Source organism: Paludibacterium denitrificans, from assembly GCF_009707705.1.
Lineage (GTDB): Bacteria > Pseudomonadota > Gammaproteobacteria > Burkholderiales > Chromobacteriaceae > Paludibacterium_A > Paludibacterium_A denitrificans.
Genome location: NZ_WLYX01000001.1, coordinates 2,977,523 through 2,990,123, shown reverse-complemented (window position 1 = coordinate 2,990,123; position 12,601 = coordinate 2,977,523). Strand labels below are relative to the sequence as shown.

Genomic DNA, 12,601 nt, shown 5'->3' with positions numbered 1-12,601 from the left:
CAGGGACTTGGGAGGTTGCAATAAAGCCGTGCGAATGCAAAGGAACCAGCCATGACTGAACTGGAAACGAAGCTTTACCTCGCGCTGAAAGCTTATTATCGTGCCGGATTTGGTAACTCTACCGATTTCCACTTACAAGGTGCGGCTTATGACTTGGCTGTTGAAGCCATCGCCGCTGCCGAGGCAGCACAGCCGGTGTGCCAGCACCGCATTGCCGACGCGCGCAACCAAGTGGTGCAAAGCGGCTATCTGTGTATGGACTGCGGCGCGCTGTTCAGTGCAGCAGATCACGGCGAGTCGCAGCAGCCCGCCAGCACCCAGCCGGTGGCCGCGCCGGACGAAGTGCGTCTGGCAGTAGAAGCCGAGCGCGAGGCGTGTGCGGGGGTGTGTGAAATGGAGCGTGTGCAATGGGACATTAGCCGTGATGGCTGGCAAAGTGCCAACGACTGCGCCACCGCCATCCGCGCCCGTGGCAACAAACACAGCCAGTCGGGCGCCGATTCCTCCGCCTCGCAGTAAAATACTGTCGCTCAGTAACATCGCACCGAGAAAACATGAAACAGATTGCACTTGCTCTACTACTGGCTGCGGGATTCGCCGCGGCCGGTGACCTGCCAAATCCTAAACTTACTCCGGGCGCCATCAACCCGGACATTACTCAGTCCAACATCCAGCAAACCGTGTGCGTCAAAGGCTTCACCAAGACTATCCGGCCACCGGCGTACTACACCAACAAGCTGAAGAAGGCGCAGATCGTCGAATACGGATATGCCGACACGGACCCAAAACATTACGAGGAAGACCACCTGATTGCCCTGTCGATCGGTGGTGATCCGCGTGATGAACGCAACCTGTGGCCGCAGCCCCGCAATAGCGAATGGAGCGCCGCCAAGAAAGACCAATTGGAGTTCGTGCTGTACCGGTCAGTCTGCGACGGAAATGTCTCTCTGGCCGAGGCACAAAAGGCCATGGCAACCGACTGGATCGCAGCCTACAAGCGATACGTTGTTGGGGGCCGCTACAAGATCAAAGGTCGCGTGGACTAACACGCTACCGTCAACTATTTACCAAGCCGCCACTGAGCGGCTTTTTTCATGGGTAAATCACATGAGAACTGACAGAAAAGTGCTAATGGAGGTGAATAAATAATGGACACCTCACGACTTGGCCCTAACCAGCGCCGTGCGCTGCAGTTGCTACAGCAGTCTCCGGCTAAGCCTGACTCGTACGGAACTCCAAACCAAGCTGGCCATACCTGATCTTCGCACCATGCAGACCATGCTCAAGGCGCTACGCTTGCGCCAGCTGATTCACATTGCCGCCCTGGCGGTACGAGTCATCCGGTAGTCGGTGCCCAGCCTGCCGCATTTTTGTGTATGGACCTGGTAAGGATGCACCTCAACCGGCTGCCCTTGGAAATGAAGAGTGCCGCCGCCGCTATAAGGATCGTATCGGCAGGAAGCTTTTCAATCGAGTAACGGAAGCAAGAAAGAAAGGGGCGACGCGTATCGTAATCGATGGTGTCACTGTCTGGCAGAAGGGAATGGGCTTCGCCCACATGAAGAAGGTAAACACAGCCGCATAGTGCGGCTTTTTTGTTGGGGGGTGAAGATGGAAGACACCATCGTCTCATTCGATGAGCTAAAGCAGCTGTCTGGATATAAGCTGGCAAGACGCGTGTGCGAGTGGTTGGAGGCCAATAATATCCCGCACTTAAAGAGCGCAAGTGGTCGCCCTATCGTATCTTCGGTAGTGTTCCGCCAAGCACTTGGAGAATCTTTTGAAAACCCAAAGCAGCAACTGAGCACGCGATCAATAAACATTGATGCATTAGATATGGCCACGACGAGATAAACATGGCAAGACCCCGTCTAAAAAATCGCGACCTTCCTCCGCGTATGTACCGAAAAAATGGCGCGTACTACTACGTCACCAAAGCAAACAAATGGATTCGACTATCTGCTGATCTGGGGGAGGCAAAAAGACGGTGGGTAGAACTGGAAGCACCATGCCGGATGCCTTCACAGGGGATGGCTGCTGTTTTCAACCGTTATGCAGTCGAGGTGTTACCAACCAAGGCGGCAAAGACGCGAATGGACCAAGAGCGGCAGATGAAGCTGCTTGAAGCAGCATTTGGTGATTTTAGGCCTGATGAAATAAAGCCAGTTCACGTTGCCCAATATCTCGACTATAGGGCAGGAAAGGGCGCCGCAGTGGCCGGAAATCGAGAGAAAGCGCTTCTCTCCCATGTTTTTACAATGGCAATGCGCTGGGGGATCGTGGAAAGCAACCCATGCCGAGGGGTAACGCGCAACAAAGAGTTGCCCCGCGACAGATACGTCGATGATGATGAACTCGATAGATTCATCAGCTTTGCTCGTGAGCTAAGGCACGGAATGCTTACTGAACGTGAGGATGGTGTCAGAAAGGCGACAAACAAGGACTATGGCAATACATTGCGCACAGGGAAGGTCGTCGCATCAGCCCTCGAAATCGCCTATCTTGCGGCACAGCGTAGGCAAGACGTATTGCGCCTGTCGCTTGATGCAATAAGCGACGACGGGCTTTTAGTTCGTCAGCTAAAAACCAGGAACAGCCGACCCGTTACCGTACTGATAGGGTGGGCGCCAAAGTTAATGGCAGCTGTAGCTGAAGCGAAAAAGCTCCCTAGACCATCCGGATCTAGGTATTTATTCGTTTCAAGCAGGACTGGCAAACCATACACCGACAGCGGATTCAATGCTCTGGTGCAGAAAATAATGCGAGCACGGGAGGCGGCGGGAAATCGCCGATTTCACTTTCATGACTTGCGAGCGAAAGGCGCGACAGACCTTCTTGAGCAAGTGTGGTGTGGTGAGGTGAATTGCACAGGGGGATAGTCTGTGGGATGAGCCGGGATGATGCGGGATAATCCGCGCCAGGCTTGGATTTCAGGCCGATTCAGGCCGGGCGACATGCAAATTTTAAAACCTGCAAAAGAAAACCGCGATTAACGCCTAAAGTAGCGCGTTTCGCGGTTTTTTTGCATTGGCATCAGATCGATACTTCACACGTACCAATACACCTAGCCGTTAAATTTGGCGCCCAAACCACACGACACGGCCGATGATGGAGAAGTCGTTAGGCAAGTTGGCCAGATCGACTTCAAAAGGCTCGTAGGCCGTATTCGCACTGGTTACCTTGATCTTGCCACCGGAATGCGCTGCACGCGCTTCACGATCAGATCGCCATCCATACGCAGGACGTACAGACCCGTACCAGGATCATTGTCGGTATGGTTAATGAGGATGACGTCGCGGTCGTTCAGCACACCCTCCATTGAGTCACCCTTCACCGAGATAACCGACAGGTCACTAGGCTGGCACCGCAGATAGTTGTCTATCCAATACTTGCGGAAAGCCATGGTAAACAGCGGTTTCTCGCCGTCTGTGCTTGCTCCGTAGCCTGCCGATGCCTTCAGGTTGTAGCGCGGAATGAAGGCGAACTCCTCCAAGCATACCGGGTTCCCCTGCGTATCCATTACCTGTGAGGTCGATGGGCCGACGGCATAGTGGGCGATTGGCTCATTAGTTGCGAACGATCCAGTCGTAGACGCATCGCTGTCTAGCATCCTTGTACCTTCGCCTGTCGCAAGCCACTCAACAGACACGCCACCTGCTTTAGCCAATGAAACCAAGGTGGACAGAGTCGGCTCACCACCATTAATCAATCTCTGCAAACCTGTTTGCGATACCCCAGATGCAATAGCAAAAGCACGAACACTCTTAAATGAGGGTAGTAGCGAAGCTAGCCGCTGGTGAAAGTCTGAACTTTCAGGTTCACGGCTCGAACTTGAAAGTTGATCAATGGGATTTTTATCAGCTTTATAGTTCATGTTAAGCCTTTGAATTTTAAGCAAACAAATTCACAGGTTTGCAAAATGGCAACACTTGAGTTTGTTTTGAACATGAAAATGACCTCTTTCATGTTTACTTTGAACCCATTTGGTCATACCATGTGCTCACCTAATCACCGAAATAGATTAAGGAATGAGCACAATGCAACCCGAAAAAAAGCCGCCGTTGATTGGCACAGGGCGGACATCGTGGCGGAAGTTCGTAAGGAGCTGGTCGATCCGCAAGCTGTCCATCGCGGCAGGAATGAGTCCTTCTGCACTGAACAATGCGCTTGATCGTCCTTGGCCGAAAGCCGAGCGAATTATCGCCGCTGCTATCGGTGTAAAGCCAGAAACCATTTGGCCAAGCCGTTACGAGCATCGCCATTTTAAGCCGGTTTTCCCTTCGGTGCCTTCTGGCACTGCAAATTGCCCTGTTGTCATGGAGTAAGCGTAGGTGGAAGCGCGACAGCGCACCAGCCTTACGTTTCCCGAAGCAAGGAAAACCATCATGAGAAAACGCAACTGGAAGTCGGCAAGACCTTCGAGTCTGGATGAGGCGATTGAGCTATGTGCCGATCACGCCAGCGAGGTTTTACGCCGCCCAGCCAAGGTGATGGCTGACCTGATGGGCGTTGAACTCAAGACCTATTACCGCTGGTTAGCTGACAGCTCCATTCCCCTTAACCGCGTTCGTCAGTTTGAGTATTTCGCCGGTGCTTCATTCGTCAGCGAGCACCTCTGTCTGGCCCATGGCAACAAGGTGGTAATCGCTATCCCGGCAGGACGTAAAGCCAGCGTGACGGATGTTGCCGAACTGCAAGCCAACGCCGCCGCAGCCATCTCGCTGTTAGCACGGTTTTATCAGGATGGGTCAGGACTGGAAGAAACCGTTTCTTCGCTTACTCGCACCTTGTCTGAAGTGGCCTATCACCGCGAGAACGTGATGAAGGCCAGCAAACCAGAGCTTGAACTGTTTGGAGATATGACATGAAAAACCAACCAACAAAGATTGTTGATGGGGTCGTCATTTTCTCTGCGGATTTTCTTTCTGAGAAAGCAGAGAAGAAACAGATTCTCTTAGATCGTCGAGCACAGCTACATGCTCAACAAATTTTGTCAGCGCGTATCAATCCTCCTGCTGAGAACGAGAAAGATCCCGTTTACGCCGAGCGGCAGCAATGTCCCTTTTGTTCTCAAGGTCTGCGAGAAGGTTTGTTGAAAAGCTTTCCAAAAGAACTGCCGCCTTTGGTTCGTCGGCAGTGGTCTGAAGATGATTTGCAGCGGCTTTCATCTCTTTCCGAAAAACATCCAGGTCAAGAATCCCTTGATGAGCGAGCGAATGAGCAAGCGCCACAAACGCTTCCCGCAGCGCAACAAAGTTTTCATCCCGATTCTCAAGTGTAGCTATCAATTCTTTGTCTTCCATGGGGGCTCTCCAATGAAGGTTGATGACATGCAAGTTTGCGGCCTGCATCGCCATTCTACCCAGATTGGCAGAGTCCTCACCCAACAAGGGGTTTGGGCATGAGCCAGACCGAACTTAAAACCCATTACAGCGCCGCCGAGTTGGCTGACCTGAAGCTGCCGGGGCTGCACCGGAACCATCCAAGGAATTGGAATCCGGGCAAAAACCGAACTATGGGAATCAAAAAAACGCCAAGGGCGCGGTGGCGGGTACGAATACGCCCTCACCAGCCTGCCGGATGAAGCAATCAAGGCAATTAAGGATCGCTTGGTTACGAAGCTGGTTTCTGCCCCGGTCGTGGCACTGCCCGCCGTTAAAACCAAGGAACAGCAGCTGGAATTGGCGCTGACCAGCCGTCAGCAGACGGTAGAAGGTGCCCGCAAGGGGGTCTTGGTGGCCATTGAGCGTTTGATGGCGGGGTGTGGCGTGAGCCGTGAGGCGGCGATTCACACGCTTTTAACGCAGGCCAAGGCCGGGATGCTGGACCCGCATCTGGACATGATGCTCCGCGCTGCCCATGACGGACGTGGCCGCAAGGGCTTGAATGGTCCCTATCCCTCCATTCGTACCATCAAAGGCTGGCGTGCCTTGGAAAAAGAAGGCCATCTGGCGCCTAAAACCGCCATGACGGCGTTACTGGATGTGCCGGAATGGGCCGCCGCCTTCCTGCGACTCTGGCAGTTGCCCAGCAAACCGAACGTGACGCATTCCTATGAGCAGTTCAGACGAGAGTGGGCCGGAAGCCCGGAGGATCTACCCTCGATCCATCAGGTGCGCCGCTTCATTGGCAAGCTGGGGAACGTCAGCCGCCAAACCGGTCGGATCGGCCCGCGTGAGATGAAGAATATCAAGCCGTTCGTCCGCCGCGATATCTCTGATCTGCTGCCGAACGACGTCTGGACCGCTGATGGGCACACCTTTGATGCCGAGGTTCAACATCCGTTCCATGGTAAGCCTTTTCGCCCGGAAATCACCGCCATTATCGATGTGGCCACCCGCCGTATCGTGGGATGGAGTGTCGGGCTGGCGGAATCATCACTAGCCGTACTGGATGCCATTACCCATGCGGTAACGCGTGAAGGCGTTATGGCGATCTTTTATGTCGATAACGGCTCTGGTTACAAAAACGACCTGCTGCGAAATGAATCGACCGGGATTATGGGACGGCTAGGTGCGGAAATGCACTTTGCCAAACCGTATAACTCGCAGGCCAAAGGCGCCGTGGAACGTTTGCACCAGTCGGTATTTGTTCGTGCCGCCCGCGAGTTGCAAAGCTATATCGGCGTTGATATGGACCGTGAAGCCAAACTGGCTCAATTCAAGATTACCCGTAAAGCCGTCAAAACCGGTGGCACCGTTAATTTGATCAGTTGGCCGCAATTTATCGAATTCATTAATCAGCGCATCGCGGATTACAACGCCCGTCCTCATTCCAGCCTGAATGGCATTAGCCCGGATATGAAACTGGCCGAGTTTATTGCTCTTGGCTGGGAACCTCATACGTTGAAGCCGGGTGAAGACGCCTATCTGTTTCGGCCGCAAGTCGAACGGGTTATTCGCCGGGGCGAAATACAACTGTATGGCAACCGCTATTTCAGCCGTGAGCTGGAGGAATTTCACGGTGAACAGCTGCGCATTGGCTATGACGTGAATGACGCCAGCCGGTATGGGTTTATGCCGACGATGGCAGGCTAATTTGCACGGCCGAATGGAATGCGAATGTCCGCAGTTACTTCCCGGTTTCTGTCATTGAGCGTGCCCGAGAGAAACGCGCCGATGCCCGCGCTGACCGCCTGCAAGCGCATCTGGAAGAAGTGGAAGCCGAACGCCGTGGCCAGTTTACCATTGAGGCCCAAAAGGAAATCGTTATCCCCGGCGTGGTGTTTGGTACCCGTGAGCAGTTGGCCGAAGCCGCTGCCAAGGTTCGGGCCGAACACGCGGAAAAACCGGTCGAGCCTCTGACCGACAAACCCACCTTGCAGGTGGTACCGCCGACCGTACCCGTTGAAACCGTCTTGCCGAGCAATGTGCTGTCCATCCCGGACAGCCCGGAGGCCCGTTACCGCTATTTCTGCACGCTACGTGATCGCCATGGACGGGGCGAATGCCTCAGCGAGCGTGAACTGGATTGGGTACTGAACAAATACACCCACACCAACGAATACAAGACCTTGAGTCGTCGATAGGAGTTTGAACCGTGAACAAGATTGCACCGATTGCCAACCTCGATTTGGTCAGCATTGCGATGAGCAAGCTGATCAATCGCCAAGATGGCCTGCCGGGCCTCGGCGTGTACTACGGCCCCAGTGGTTACGGCAAGACCACCACCATCGTGGCGGTGTCCAATGAAACCCGCGCTTATTACGTCCAGATGCGTAGTGCACTGGGAAAAAAAGCGCTGCTGGAAAAAATCGCCTTTGAAATGGGCATGCGTCCGGCCTCCACGGTATCGGCCAACCTTGATCTGATCTGCGAGCAGATGAGCACCAGCCAGCGGCCGCTGATCCTGGACGAAGCTGACCACGCTGCCAGCCGACCGGGCATGGTGGAACTGTTGCGCGACATTTACGAAGGCAGCCAGGCGCCGCTGATGCTGGTCGGTGAAGAAATGCTGCCGACCAAGCTGAAGAAGTTTGAACGCTTTCACGGCCGGGTGCTGGCATGGGTACCGGCCCAGCCGGTGACGATGGCTGACGCGGCGAAACTGGTTCCGATTTACAGCCCACAGGTCGCCATCGCTGAGGACTTGCTGGCCTACGTGGTAGATCTGGCTCACGGCTCGGTCCGCCGGGTGTGCGTCAACCTGGTCAACCTCCATGAATACGCGATGCTGCACGGGCTGGATGCGATTGACCGGGCTACATGGGGCACTAACCCGCTGTATACCGGCGACGCACCGAAGAGGAACTGAGATGGGGGCACCACTAAATCCGCGTCGCGCGGCTCACCTTGAACTGGTGGGGGGTAAGGGGGGCGTCAGAGACTTTGGGAGGCTATCCGTAAAAAACGTGACGACTTCACGGTCATCGACGTGGCCGCCAAAGCCGATACCGATATCGATACGGCGAAGACCTATCTGCGGTCGCTGACCAAGGCCGGAATCATTGAGGTCATTCAGGAGGCATCTGGTCATACCGAGAAGCGCTGGAAGCTGGCTGTGGATAAGGGAATCGAAGCGCCTCGCCTGACCCGTGATGGCAAGCCGGTCACCCAAGGGCTGGCGAATGAATCGATGTGGCGAACCATGCGGATGATCCGTGACTTCACGTTTCATGAGCTGGCCGCGCTATCCAGTTCTTCCGAAGTCACCGTCGCGACCGAAACCGCCAAGGCATACGTCAAGCACCTGTCAGCAGCGGGTTATCTGATTACCGTGACCAAGGGCCATGGCAAGGGCGCCGGTGGCATCCCCACCCGCTATCGCTTCAACCCGGCCCGCAACTCCGGCCCGCGCCCACCGATGATCCAGCGCACCAAGACGGTCTATGACCCGAATCTGGGGAAAGTGGTCTGGCAAGAGGAGCCTGATCATGACTGCTGACTGGCTGGAAATCCTGCGGGAAGCGGTGGCCGAACGCGGGCAGAAACCGGTGGCCGACGCGCTGGGCTACTCGCGCTCTACGGTCAGCCCTGGTACTGGCCGGGAAATATGCTGGCAAAACCGACGCCGTTGAGAAAAAAGTGCTCGCGGTACTGGCCCGTGTGATCTGCCCATTCAATGGCGCTGACATGACGATGGCCGATTGCCGGGCTTTCAGCAGTAGCCGCGCCCCCACTCACCACCCGTTAAAACTCAGCCACTGGCGAGCCTGCCGACAGTGCAAAAACTGCTGCAAAGGAGACTGACCATGTTAATGAGCACGACCCATTTACGTACCCATTCAACCCGGCAGGTTAATGCGGCGTTGCTGGATGCCACGCATAAAGCGGCCCGCGCCATTGAAGCGTTGAGCGAGAACGGCTTCACGGTCACCGATGTGGAGTTGAAGAGCGTATCCCGTCCGACCATTCGCATTCAGACCAGTGGCCAGTGCCACACCCTGATCGCCAAGGGCGAAGCGGTGTACTTCAGTTTTGGCAAGCGTGAGCGTGTGGGCCAGTACCGCGAAGGACAGTTCCAGCTGGGCGGTTGCCGCATCGTTTGGACAGAAATCGGAAATTAATCAGGAGATGACCATGCAAGAACAAACCGTAAAACGTGACTACCGCGCCATGCGCCGTGCCCTTGGCCTGAATCAATCAGATTTCTGGAGTGCGGTCAAAGTCACCCAGTCCGGCGGCTCCCGCTATGAAAGCGGCCGCAAAGCCCCGGCACAGGTCGATGAGATGGTACGCCTTCGCCACGAGCTGGGCATTGATATCACCCTCATCACCCCGGAAAACGCCGACGTGATCCGCGCCATTCTGCTGAAGGAACTGGATGCCAAGGAGTTGCTGGATATGGCTAACCGTTGCCGTGAGTTGATGGTCAACGTCGGGAAGGTGGCGACGGATCTGGTCGAGACCTCGGTTGGAGTCAACACGATGCTGACCGGCAAACCCGCCTGCGTTGAGGTGCAGTGACATGGAGAACGCAAAAGTGCTTGAACAGCAGGTGCTGGCTGCCTTGTCCGAACACAAACATGGCCGCTCGACCAAAGAACTCGCACAACAGCTGGGGCATAGCGTGATGGAACTGACGTCAGCACTGTTGCAGCTTGAGAGCCAAAACAAGGTCAACCGCCGTGATGTCGGTAACGAACTGATCTGGCAGTTCGGACCCGGAAAGCACGTGGTCGCGGAGGCCAAGCCGAATGACAAGCAGAACGTTCCTGCCCGGTTAAGCGGATATTGATGGGAGTAGGCAAAACCGGGATGACATCGGCCCAACTGGTTGATCAAGTGGTCGGCTCACCGGCAGCAGTCAACACCGCCCTGCAGTTCTACCGCAAAAAGGATCAGGTCAAACGCCATGACAATGGCCACTGGTATTGGGTCTCCAATACCGATCAGTCCGTCGCCAAGGAAAGCAAGCAGGCCCGTCATGCCGACTCCAACACGGATACCGAAGTAGCCGGGAATGGGAACGTAAACGATGACATGAGCGCTCCAGACTGCAGCCCGATTCCGTTGATTGGCTCCATTGGTGATGACGGCACTGTAGAGCTGTTTGAGAGCGCACCTGAACGCTTCAAGGTGCTATTCCCCTCGCATGTGTCGGGCAAGAAACCGGTAGAACCGTCGCCATCCAAGCCCAAAGAAGACGTGCCGTTTAACTGCCTGTTGGATCAAGCCGGGTGGCTTTATCTGGACCTGACGAACGGCAGCACGACGGTACTTAGCCCGGATGAAACCGATCAGCTGTACCAGTTTTTGCACCGGTTACAGCCAGTCATGCCGCAACGGGAGTTGCTGGCATGACGCAGGCCAGCGAGCTGGATGACATGACCAAGGCAAGGTTGGCCGAAGAGGTTGAGCGTCTGGTTGGCATGGGCATGGACCGGAAGAAGGCCCGGCGCATTGTGTGGGATGACTATCTGGACGAGCTGGCGGCCTCTGCCACACCGGTGGTCGCCACCGCCCCAGCGCCACCACAGCCCGAGCCTAGCCCACCAGACACCCCGGTACCGGAGCCGCCACCGGATAAACCGCCATCGCCGCCGTCACGAAAAAGATTTTGGCGGGCAGCCGATGAAGTGGCGATGACGCCGGAGTGGCTGCAAAAGAACCGGGCCGAACTGGCCAAAGTGAAACAACTAGTAGGACTGAGGAAATAACCATGGATGCCATCCCGCAGGGATACAAAAAGGACGCCAAGGGGCGTTTGATTCCGGTCGAGACCATCAAGCCCATCGATATCGCCCGTGATGAGCTGGTGAGCGAAATCGTCAAGAAAGCCGTTGAGGTCAAAGCACATTTGGCTACGTTCAAGGCCACGGCCTTTGCCGATATCCAGGCCTTTATCGAACTGTCGGCAGAGCGTTATGGCGCCAAGGTCGGCGGGGCCAAGGGCAATACCACCCTGACCACCTTTGATGGTCGCTACCAGATCAAGCGGGCCGTATCCGACACGCTGACGTTTGACGAGGGACTGCAGGCGGCCAAAGCACTAATCGACGAGTGCGTGCACGAGTGGACCGAGGGAGCACGTAGCGAGATCCGTGCCTTGATCAATGACGCCTTCAACGTCGACAAGGAGGGAAAGATTTCAACCGGCCGCATCCTCGGTTTGCGTCGTCTGGAGATTCAGGACGAGAAATGGCAACGAGCCATGACGGCCCTCAGTGACTCGGTACGGGTGCAATGCTCCAAGTCGTACATCCGCGTCTACGAGCGGGTTGGCGAGGCAGACCAGTATGTGCCGATTCCGCTGGATATTGCCGGGGTATGAGCCTCGCCAATTACAAGCTACTGATTCGCAACCTACGTACCGGGAACATTCCCAAACACTCAATTTTTCACCTGATAAGGGACTTCAACATGACTAAACAAGAACTGATCACCACCACGGCCGAAAAATCTGGCCTGTCCAAAGCCGACGTTCTGCGCGTTGTCGATGCACTGGAAAAAGAAATCCATCAAGAACTGGCCAAGGGCGGCGAGATCGTGCTGGCCAGCACCGGAAAGTTCAAGGTCAAGGATGTTCCGGCTCGATCCGGCCGCAACCCGAAAACCGGCGAAACCATTCAAGTGCTTAAGCCAAACGCAAGGTCGTTTTTGCTCCATCCAAGGCACTGAAAGACGCCATCGCTTAACCCAGCGAAACCGCCCGCAAGGGTGGTCTGCCGGGCGTGGTGGTCCGGTACTGATGAGCAGCCAAAGGACAGCAATGCAAACTTTCGACCCCGAAGTAATTGAATTCACCAAGCAGCTTCAAAGCTGGCACGCATCCCGTGTTGCCAACTTGCAAGTCATCGTGGATCACCCAGAAGCCGACATCAAGCTGGCTGACATTGAAATCAAAGCCGGTAGCGACATTGCCAAAGGTATGCGTGTCGGCCTGCAAATCGCATTGTCCCAACTAGGGGAACTCCCCTTCAGCGTTACGCCCTGCACGGATGAAGAGGAGGACGAGTGATGGACCGTAAGTCCGCAATCGAAAAGATCAAAAAATGCCCGGCACTGGCCAAGAGCGCCAACGAGCATGAAGCCGCTGCCGCCCTGCGCCAGGCTCAAGCCCTGATGGAAAAGTTTGGCGTCGAAGACGACGACATCCTGATGTCTGAAGTGTGCAAAGACCATGTAAAGGCTTAGCGCCAAGTCCAAGCCTGTGTAGTGGG

General features: G+C 55.4%; 21 protein-coding genes, 1 other RNA gene and 1 pseudogene. 22 read left to right on the top strand and 1 reads right to left on the bottom strand.

From position 1 onward, the window contains the following. Positions 1-51: 51 nt before the first annotated feature. From GKE73_RS19350 to GKE73_RS19335, 4 genes are all read left to right on the top strand, one after another. Positions 52-519, top strand: a complete 468-nt coding sequence (locus GKE73_RS19350; protein WP_230371174.1) for a hypothetical protein — start codon at positions 52-54, stop codon at positions 517-519. Between the two features lie 35 nt (positions 520-554). Then, positions 555-1,046 (top strand): hypothetical protein, encoded by a 492-nt coding sequence (locus tag GKE73_RS19345; protein WP_230371173.1) that lies wholly within the window; start codon positions 555-557, stop codon positions 1,044-1,046. A gap of 565 nt (positions 1,047-1,611) precedes the next feature. Then, a complete protein-coding gene (locus GKE73_RS19340; RefSeq protein ID WP_230371172.1) occupies positions 1,612-1,854 on the top strand; it encodes a DUF4224 domain-containing protein in 243 nt (80 codons plus the stop codon). Positions 1,855-1,856: 2 nt separating this feature from the next. Continuing rightward, positions 1,857-2,879, top strand: a complete 1,023-nt coding sequence (locus GKE73_RS19335; protein ID WP_230371171.1) for a tyrosine-type recombinase/integrase — start codon at positions 1,857-1,859, stop codon at positions 2,877-2,879. A 296-nt stretch (positions 2,880-3,175) separates the two neighbouring features. Here the strand turns inward: GKE73_RS19335 and GKE73_RS19330 are convergent, their stop codons facing one another. Then, on the bottom strand, positions 3,176-3,874 hold the full coding sequence (locus GKE73_RS19330; protein ID WP_230371170.1) for an XRE family transcriptional regulator: 699 nt from the start codon (positions 3,872-3,874) through the stop codon (positions 3,176-3,178). A 120-nt stretch (positions 3,875-3,994) separates the two neighbouring features. Between GKE73_RS19330 and GKE73_RS19325 the strand changes: the two are divergent. From GKE73_RS19325 to GKE73_RS19240, 18 genes and pseudogenes are all read left to right on the top strand, one after another. Then, positions 3,995-4,325 (top strand): annotated as a pseudogene (locus GKE73_RS19325) (helix-turn-helix domain-containing protein). 60 nt (positions 4,326-4,385) lie between these two features. Further along, positions 4,386-4,868: a hypothetical protein gene (locus tag GKE73_RS19320; RefSeq protein ID WP_230371169.1), complete on the top strand. Its 483-nt coding sequence runs from the start codon at positions 4,386-4,388 to the stop codon at positions 4,866-4,868. Further along, positions 4,865-5,281 (top strand): hypothetical protein, encoded by a 417-nt coding sequence (locus tag GKE73_RS19315; protein ID WP_230371168.1) that lies wholly within the window; start codon positions 4,865-4,867, stop codon positions 5,279-5,281. Before GKE73_RS19320 ends, GKE73_RS19315 begins: the two co-directional genes overlap by 4 nt. 199 nt (positions 5,282-5,480) lie before the next feature. Further along, complete coding sequence (locus tag GKE73_RS25140; protein ID WP_312854597.1) at positions 5,481-7,037, top strand: Mu transposase C-terminal domain-containing protein; 1,557 nt, start codon at positions 5,481-5,483, stop codon at positions 7,035-7,037. A 119-nt stretch (positions 7,038-7,156) separates the two neighbouring features. Continuing rightward, positions 7,157-7,528 carry a hypothetical protein gene (locus GKE73_RS19305; RefSeq protein ID WP_230371167.1) on the top strand — a complete coding sequence of 124 codons (372 nt, stop codon included), beginning with the start codon at positions 7,157-7,159 and terminating at the stop codon, positions 7,526-7,528. 11 nt (positions 7,529-7,539) lie between these two features. Further along, positions 7,540-8,253 (top strand): AAA family ATPase, encoded by a 714-nt coding sequence (locus GKE73_RS19300; RefSeq protein WP_230371166.1) that lies wholly within the window; start codon positions 7,540-7,542, stop codon positions 8,251-8,253. A gap of 120 nt (positions 8,254-8,373) precedes the next feature. Next, the gene (locus tag GKE73_RS19295; RefSeq protein WP_230371165.1) at positions 8,374-8,883 is read left to right on the top strand and encodes a hypothetical protein; all 510 of its coding nucleotides are present in this window, start codon (positions 8,374-8,376) and stop codon (positions 8,881-8,883) included. Next, complete coding sequence (locus GKE73_RS19290; RefSeq protein ID WP_230371164.1) at positions 8,873-9,016, top strand: hypothetical protein; 144 nt, start codon at positions 8,873-8,875, stop codon at positions 9,014-9,016. Before GKE73_RS19295 ends, GKE73_RS19290 begins: the two co-directional genes overlap by 11 nt. 174 nt (positions 9,017-9,190) lie before the next feature. Beyond that, a complete protein-coding gene (locus GKE73_RS19285) occupies positions 9,191-9,505 on the top strand; it encodes an HI_1482 family protein (RefSeq protein WP_230370791.1) in 315 nt (104 codons plus the stop codon). Between the two features lie 13 nt (positions 9,506-9,518). Then, complete coding sequence (locus GKE73_RS19280) at positions 9,519-9,905, top strand: helix-turn-helix domain-containing protein (protein ID WP_230371163.1); 387 nt, start codon at positions 9,519-9,521, stop codon at positions 9,903-9,905. A gap of 16 nt (positions 9,906-9,921) precedes the next feature. After that, complete coding sequence (locus GKE73_RS19275; RefSeq protein WP_230371162.1) at positions 9,922-10,176, top strand: hypothetical protein; 255 nt, start codon at positions 9,922-9,924, stop codon at positions 10,174-10,176. A gap of 20 nt (positions 10,177-10,196) precedes the next feature. Then, the gene (locus tag GKE73_RS19270; protein WP_230371161.1) at positions 10,197-10,742 is read left to right on the top strand and encodes a hypothetical protein; all 546 of its coding nucleotides are present in this window, start codon (positions 10,197-10,199) and stop codon (positions 10,740-10,742) included. Continuing rightward, complete coding sequence (locus GKE73_RS19265) at positions 10,739-11,098, top strand: hypothetical protein (protein ID WP_230371160.1); 360 nt, start codon at positions 10,739-10,741, stop codon at positions 11,096-11,098. Before GKE73_RS19270 ends, GKE73_RS19265 begins: the two co-directional genes overlap by 4 nt. Before the next feature lie 2 nt (positions 11,099-11,100). After that, entirely contained in the window at positions 11,101-11,712 is a 612-nt protein-coding gene (locus GKE73_RS19260) for a DUF3164 family protein (protein WP_230371159.1), read from the top strand. Beyond that, complete coding sequence (locus GKE73_RS19255; RefSeq protein WP_312854521.1) at positions 11,625-12,059, top strand: HU family DNA-binding protein; 435 nt, start codon at positions 11,625-11,627, stop codon at positions 12,057-12,059. Before GKE73_RS19260 ends, GKE73_RS19255 begins: the two co-directional genes overlap by 88 nt. Positions 12,060-12,078: 19 nt before the next feature. Next, an RNA gene (locus GKE73_RS19250) (hammerhead ribozyme type II) lies at positions 12,079-12,143 on the top strand. 7 nt (positions 12,144-12,150) lie between these two features. Further along, positions 12,151-12,399, top strand: a complete 249-nt coding sequence (locus GKE73_RS19245; protein ID WP_230371157.1) for a hypothetical protein — start codon at positions 12,151-12,153, stop codon at positions 12,397-12,399. Further along, positions 12,399-12,575, top strand: coding sequence for a DUF2786 domain-containing protein (locus tag GKE73_RS19240; protein ID WP_230371156.1), 177 nt, complete (start codon positions 12,399-12,401; stop codon positions 12,573-12,575). Before GKE73_RS19245 ends, GKE73_RS19240 begins: the two co-directional genes overlap by 1 nt. Positions 12,576-12,601: the final 26 nt, after the last annotated feature.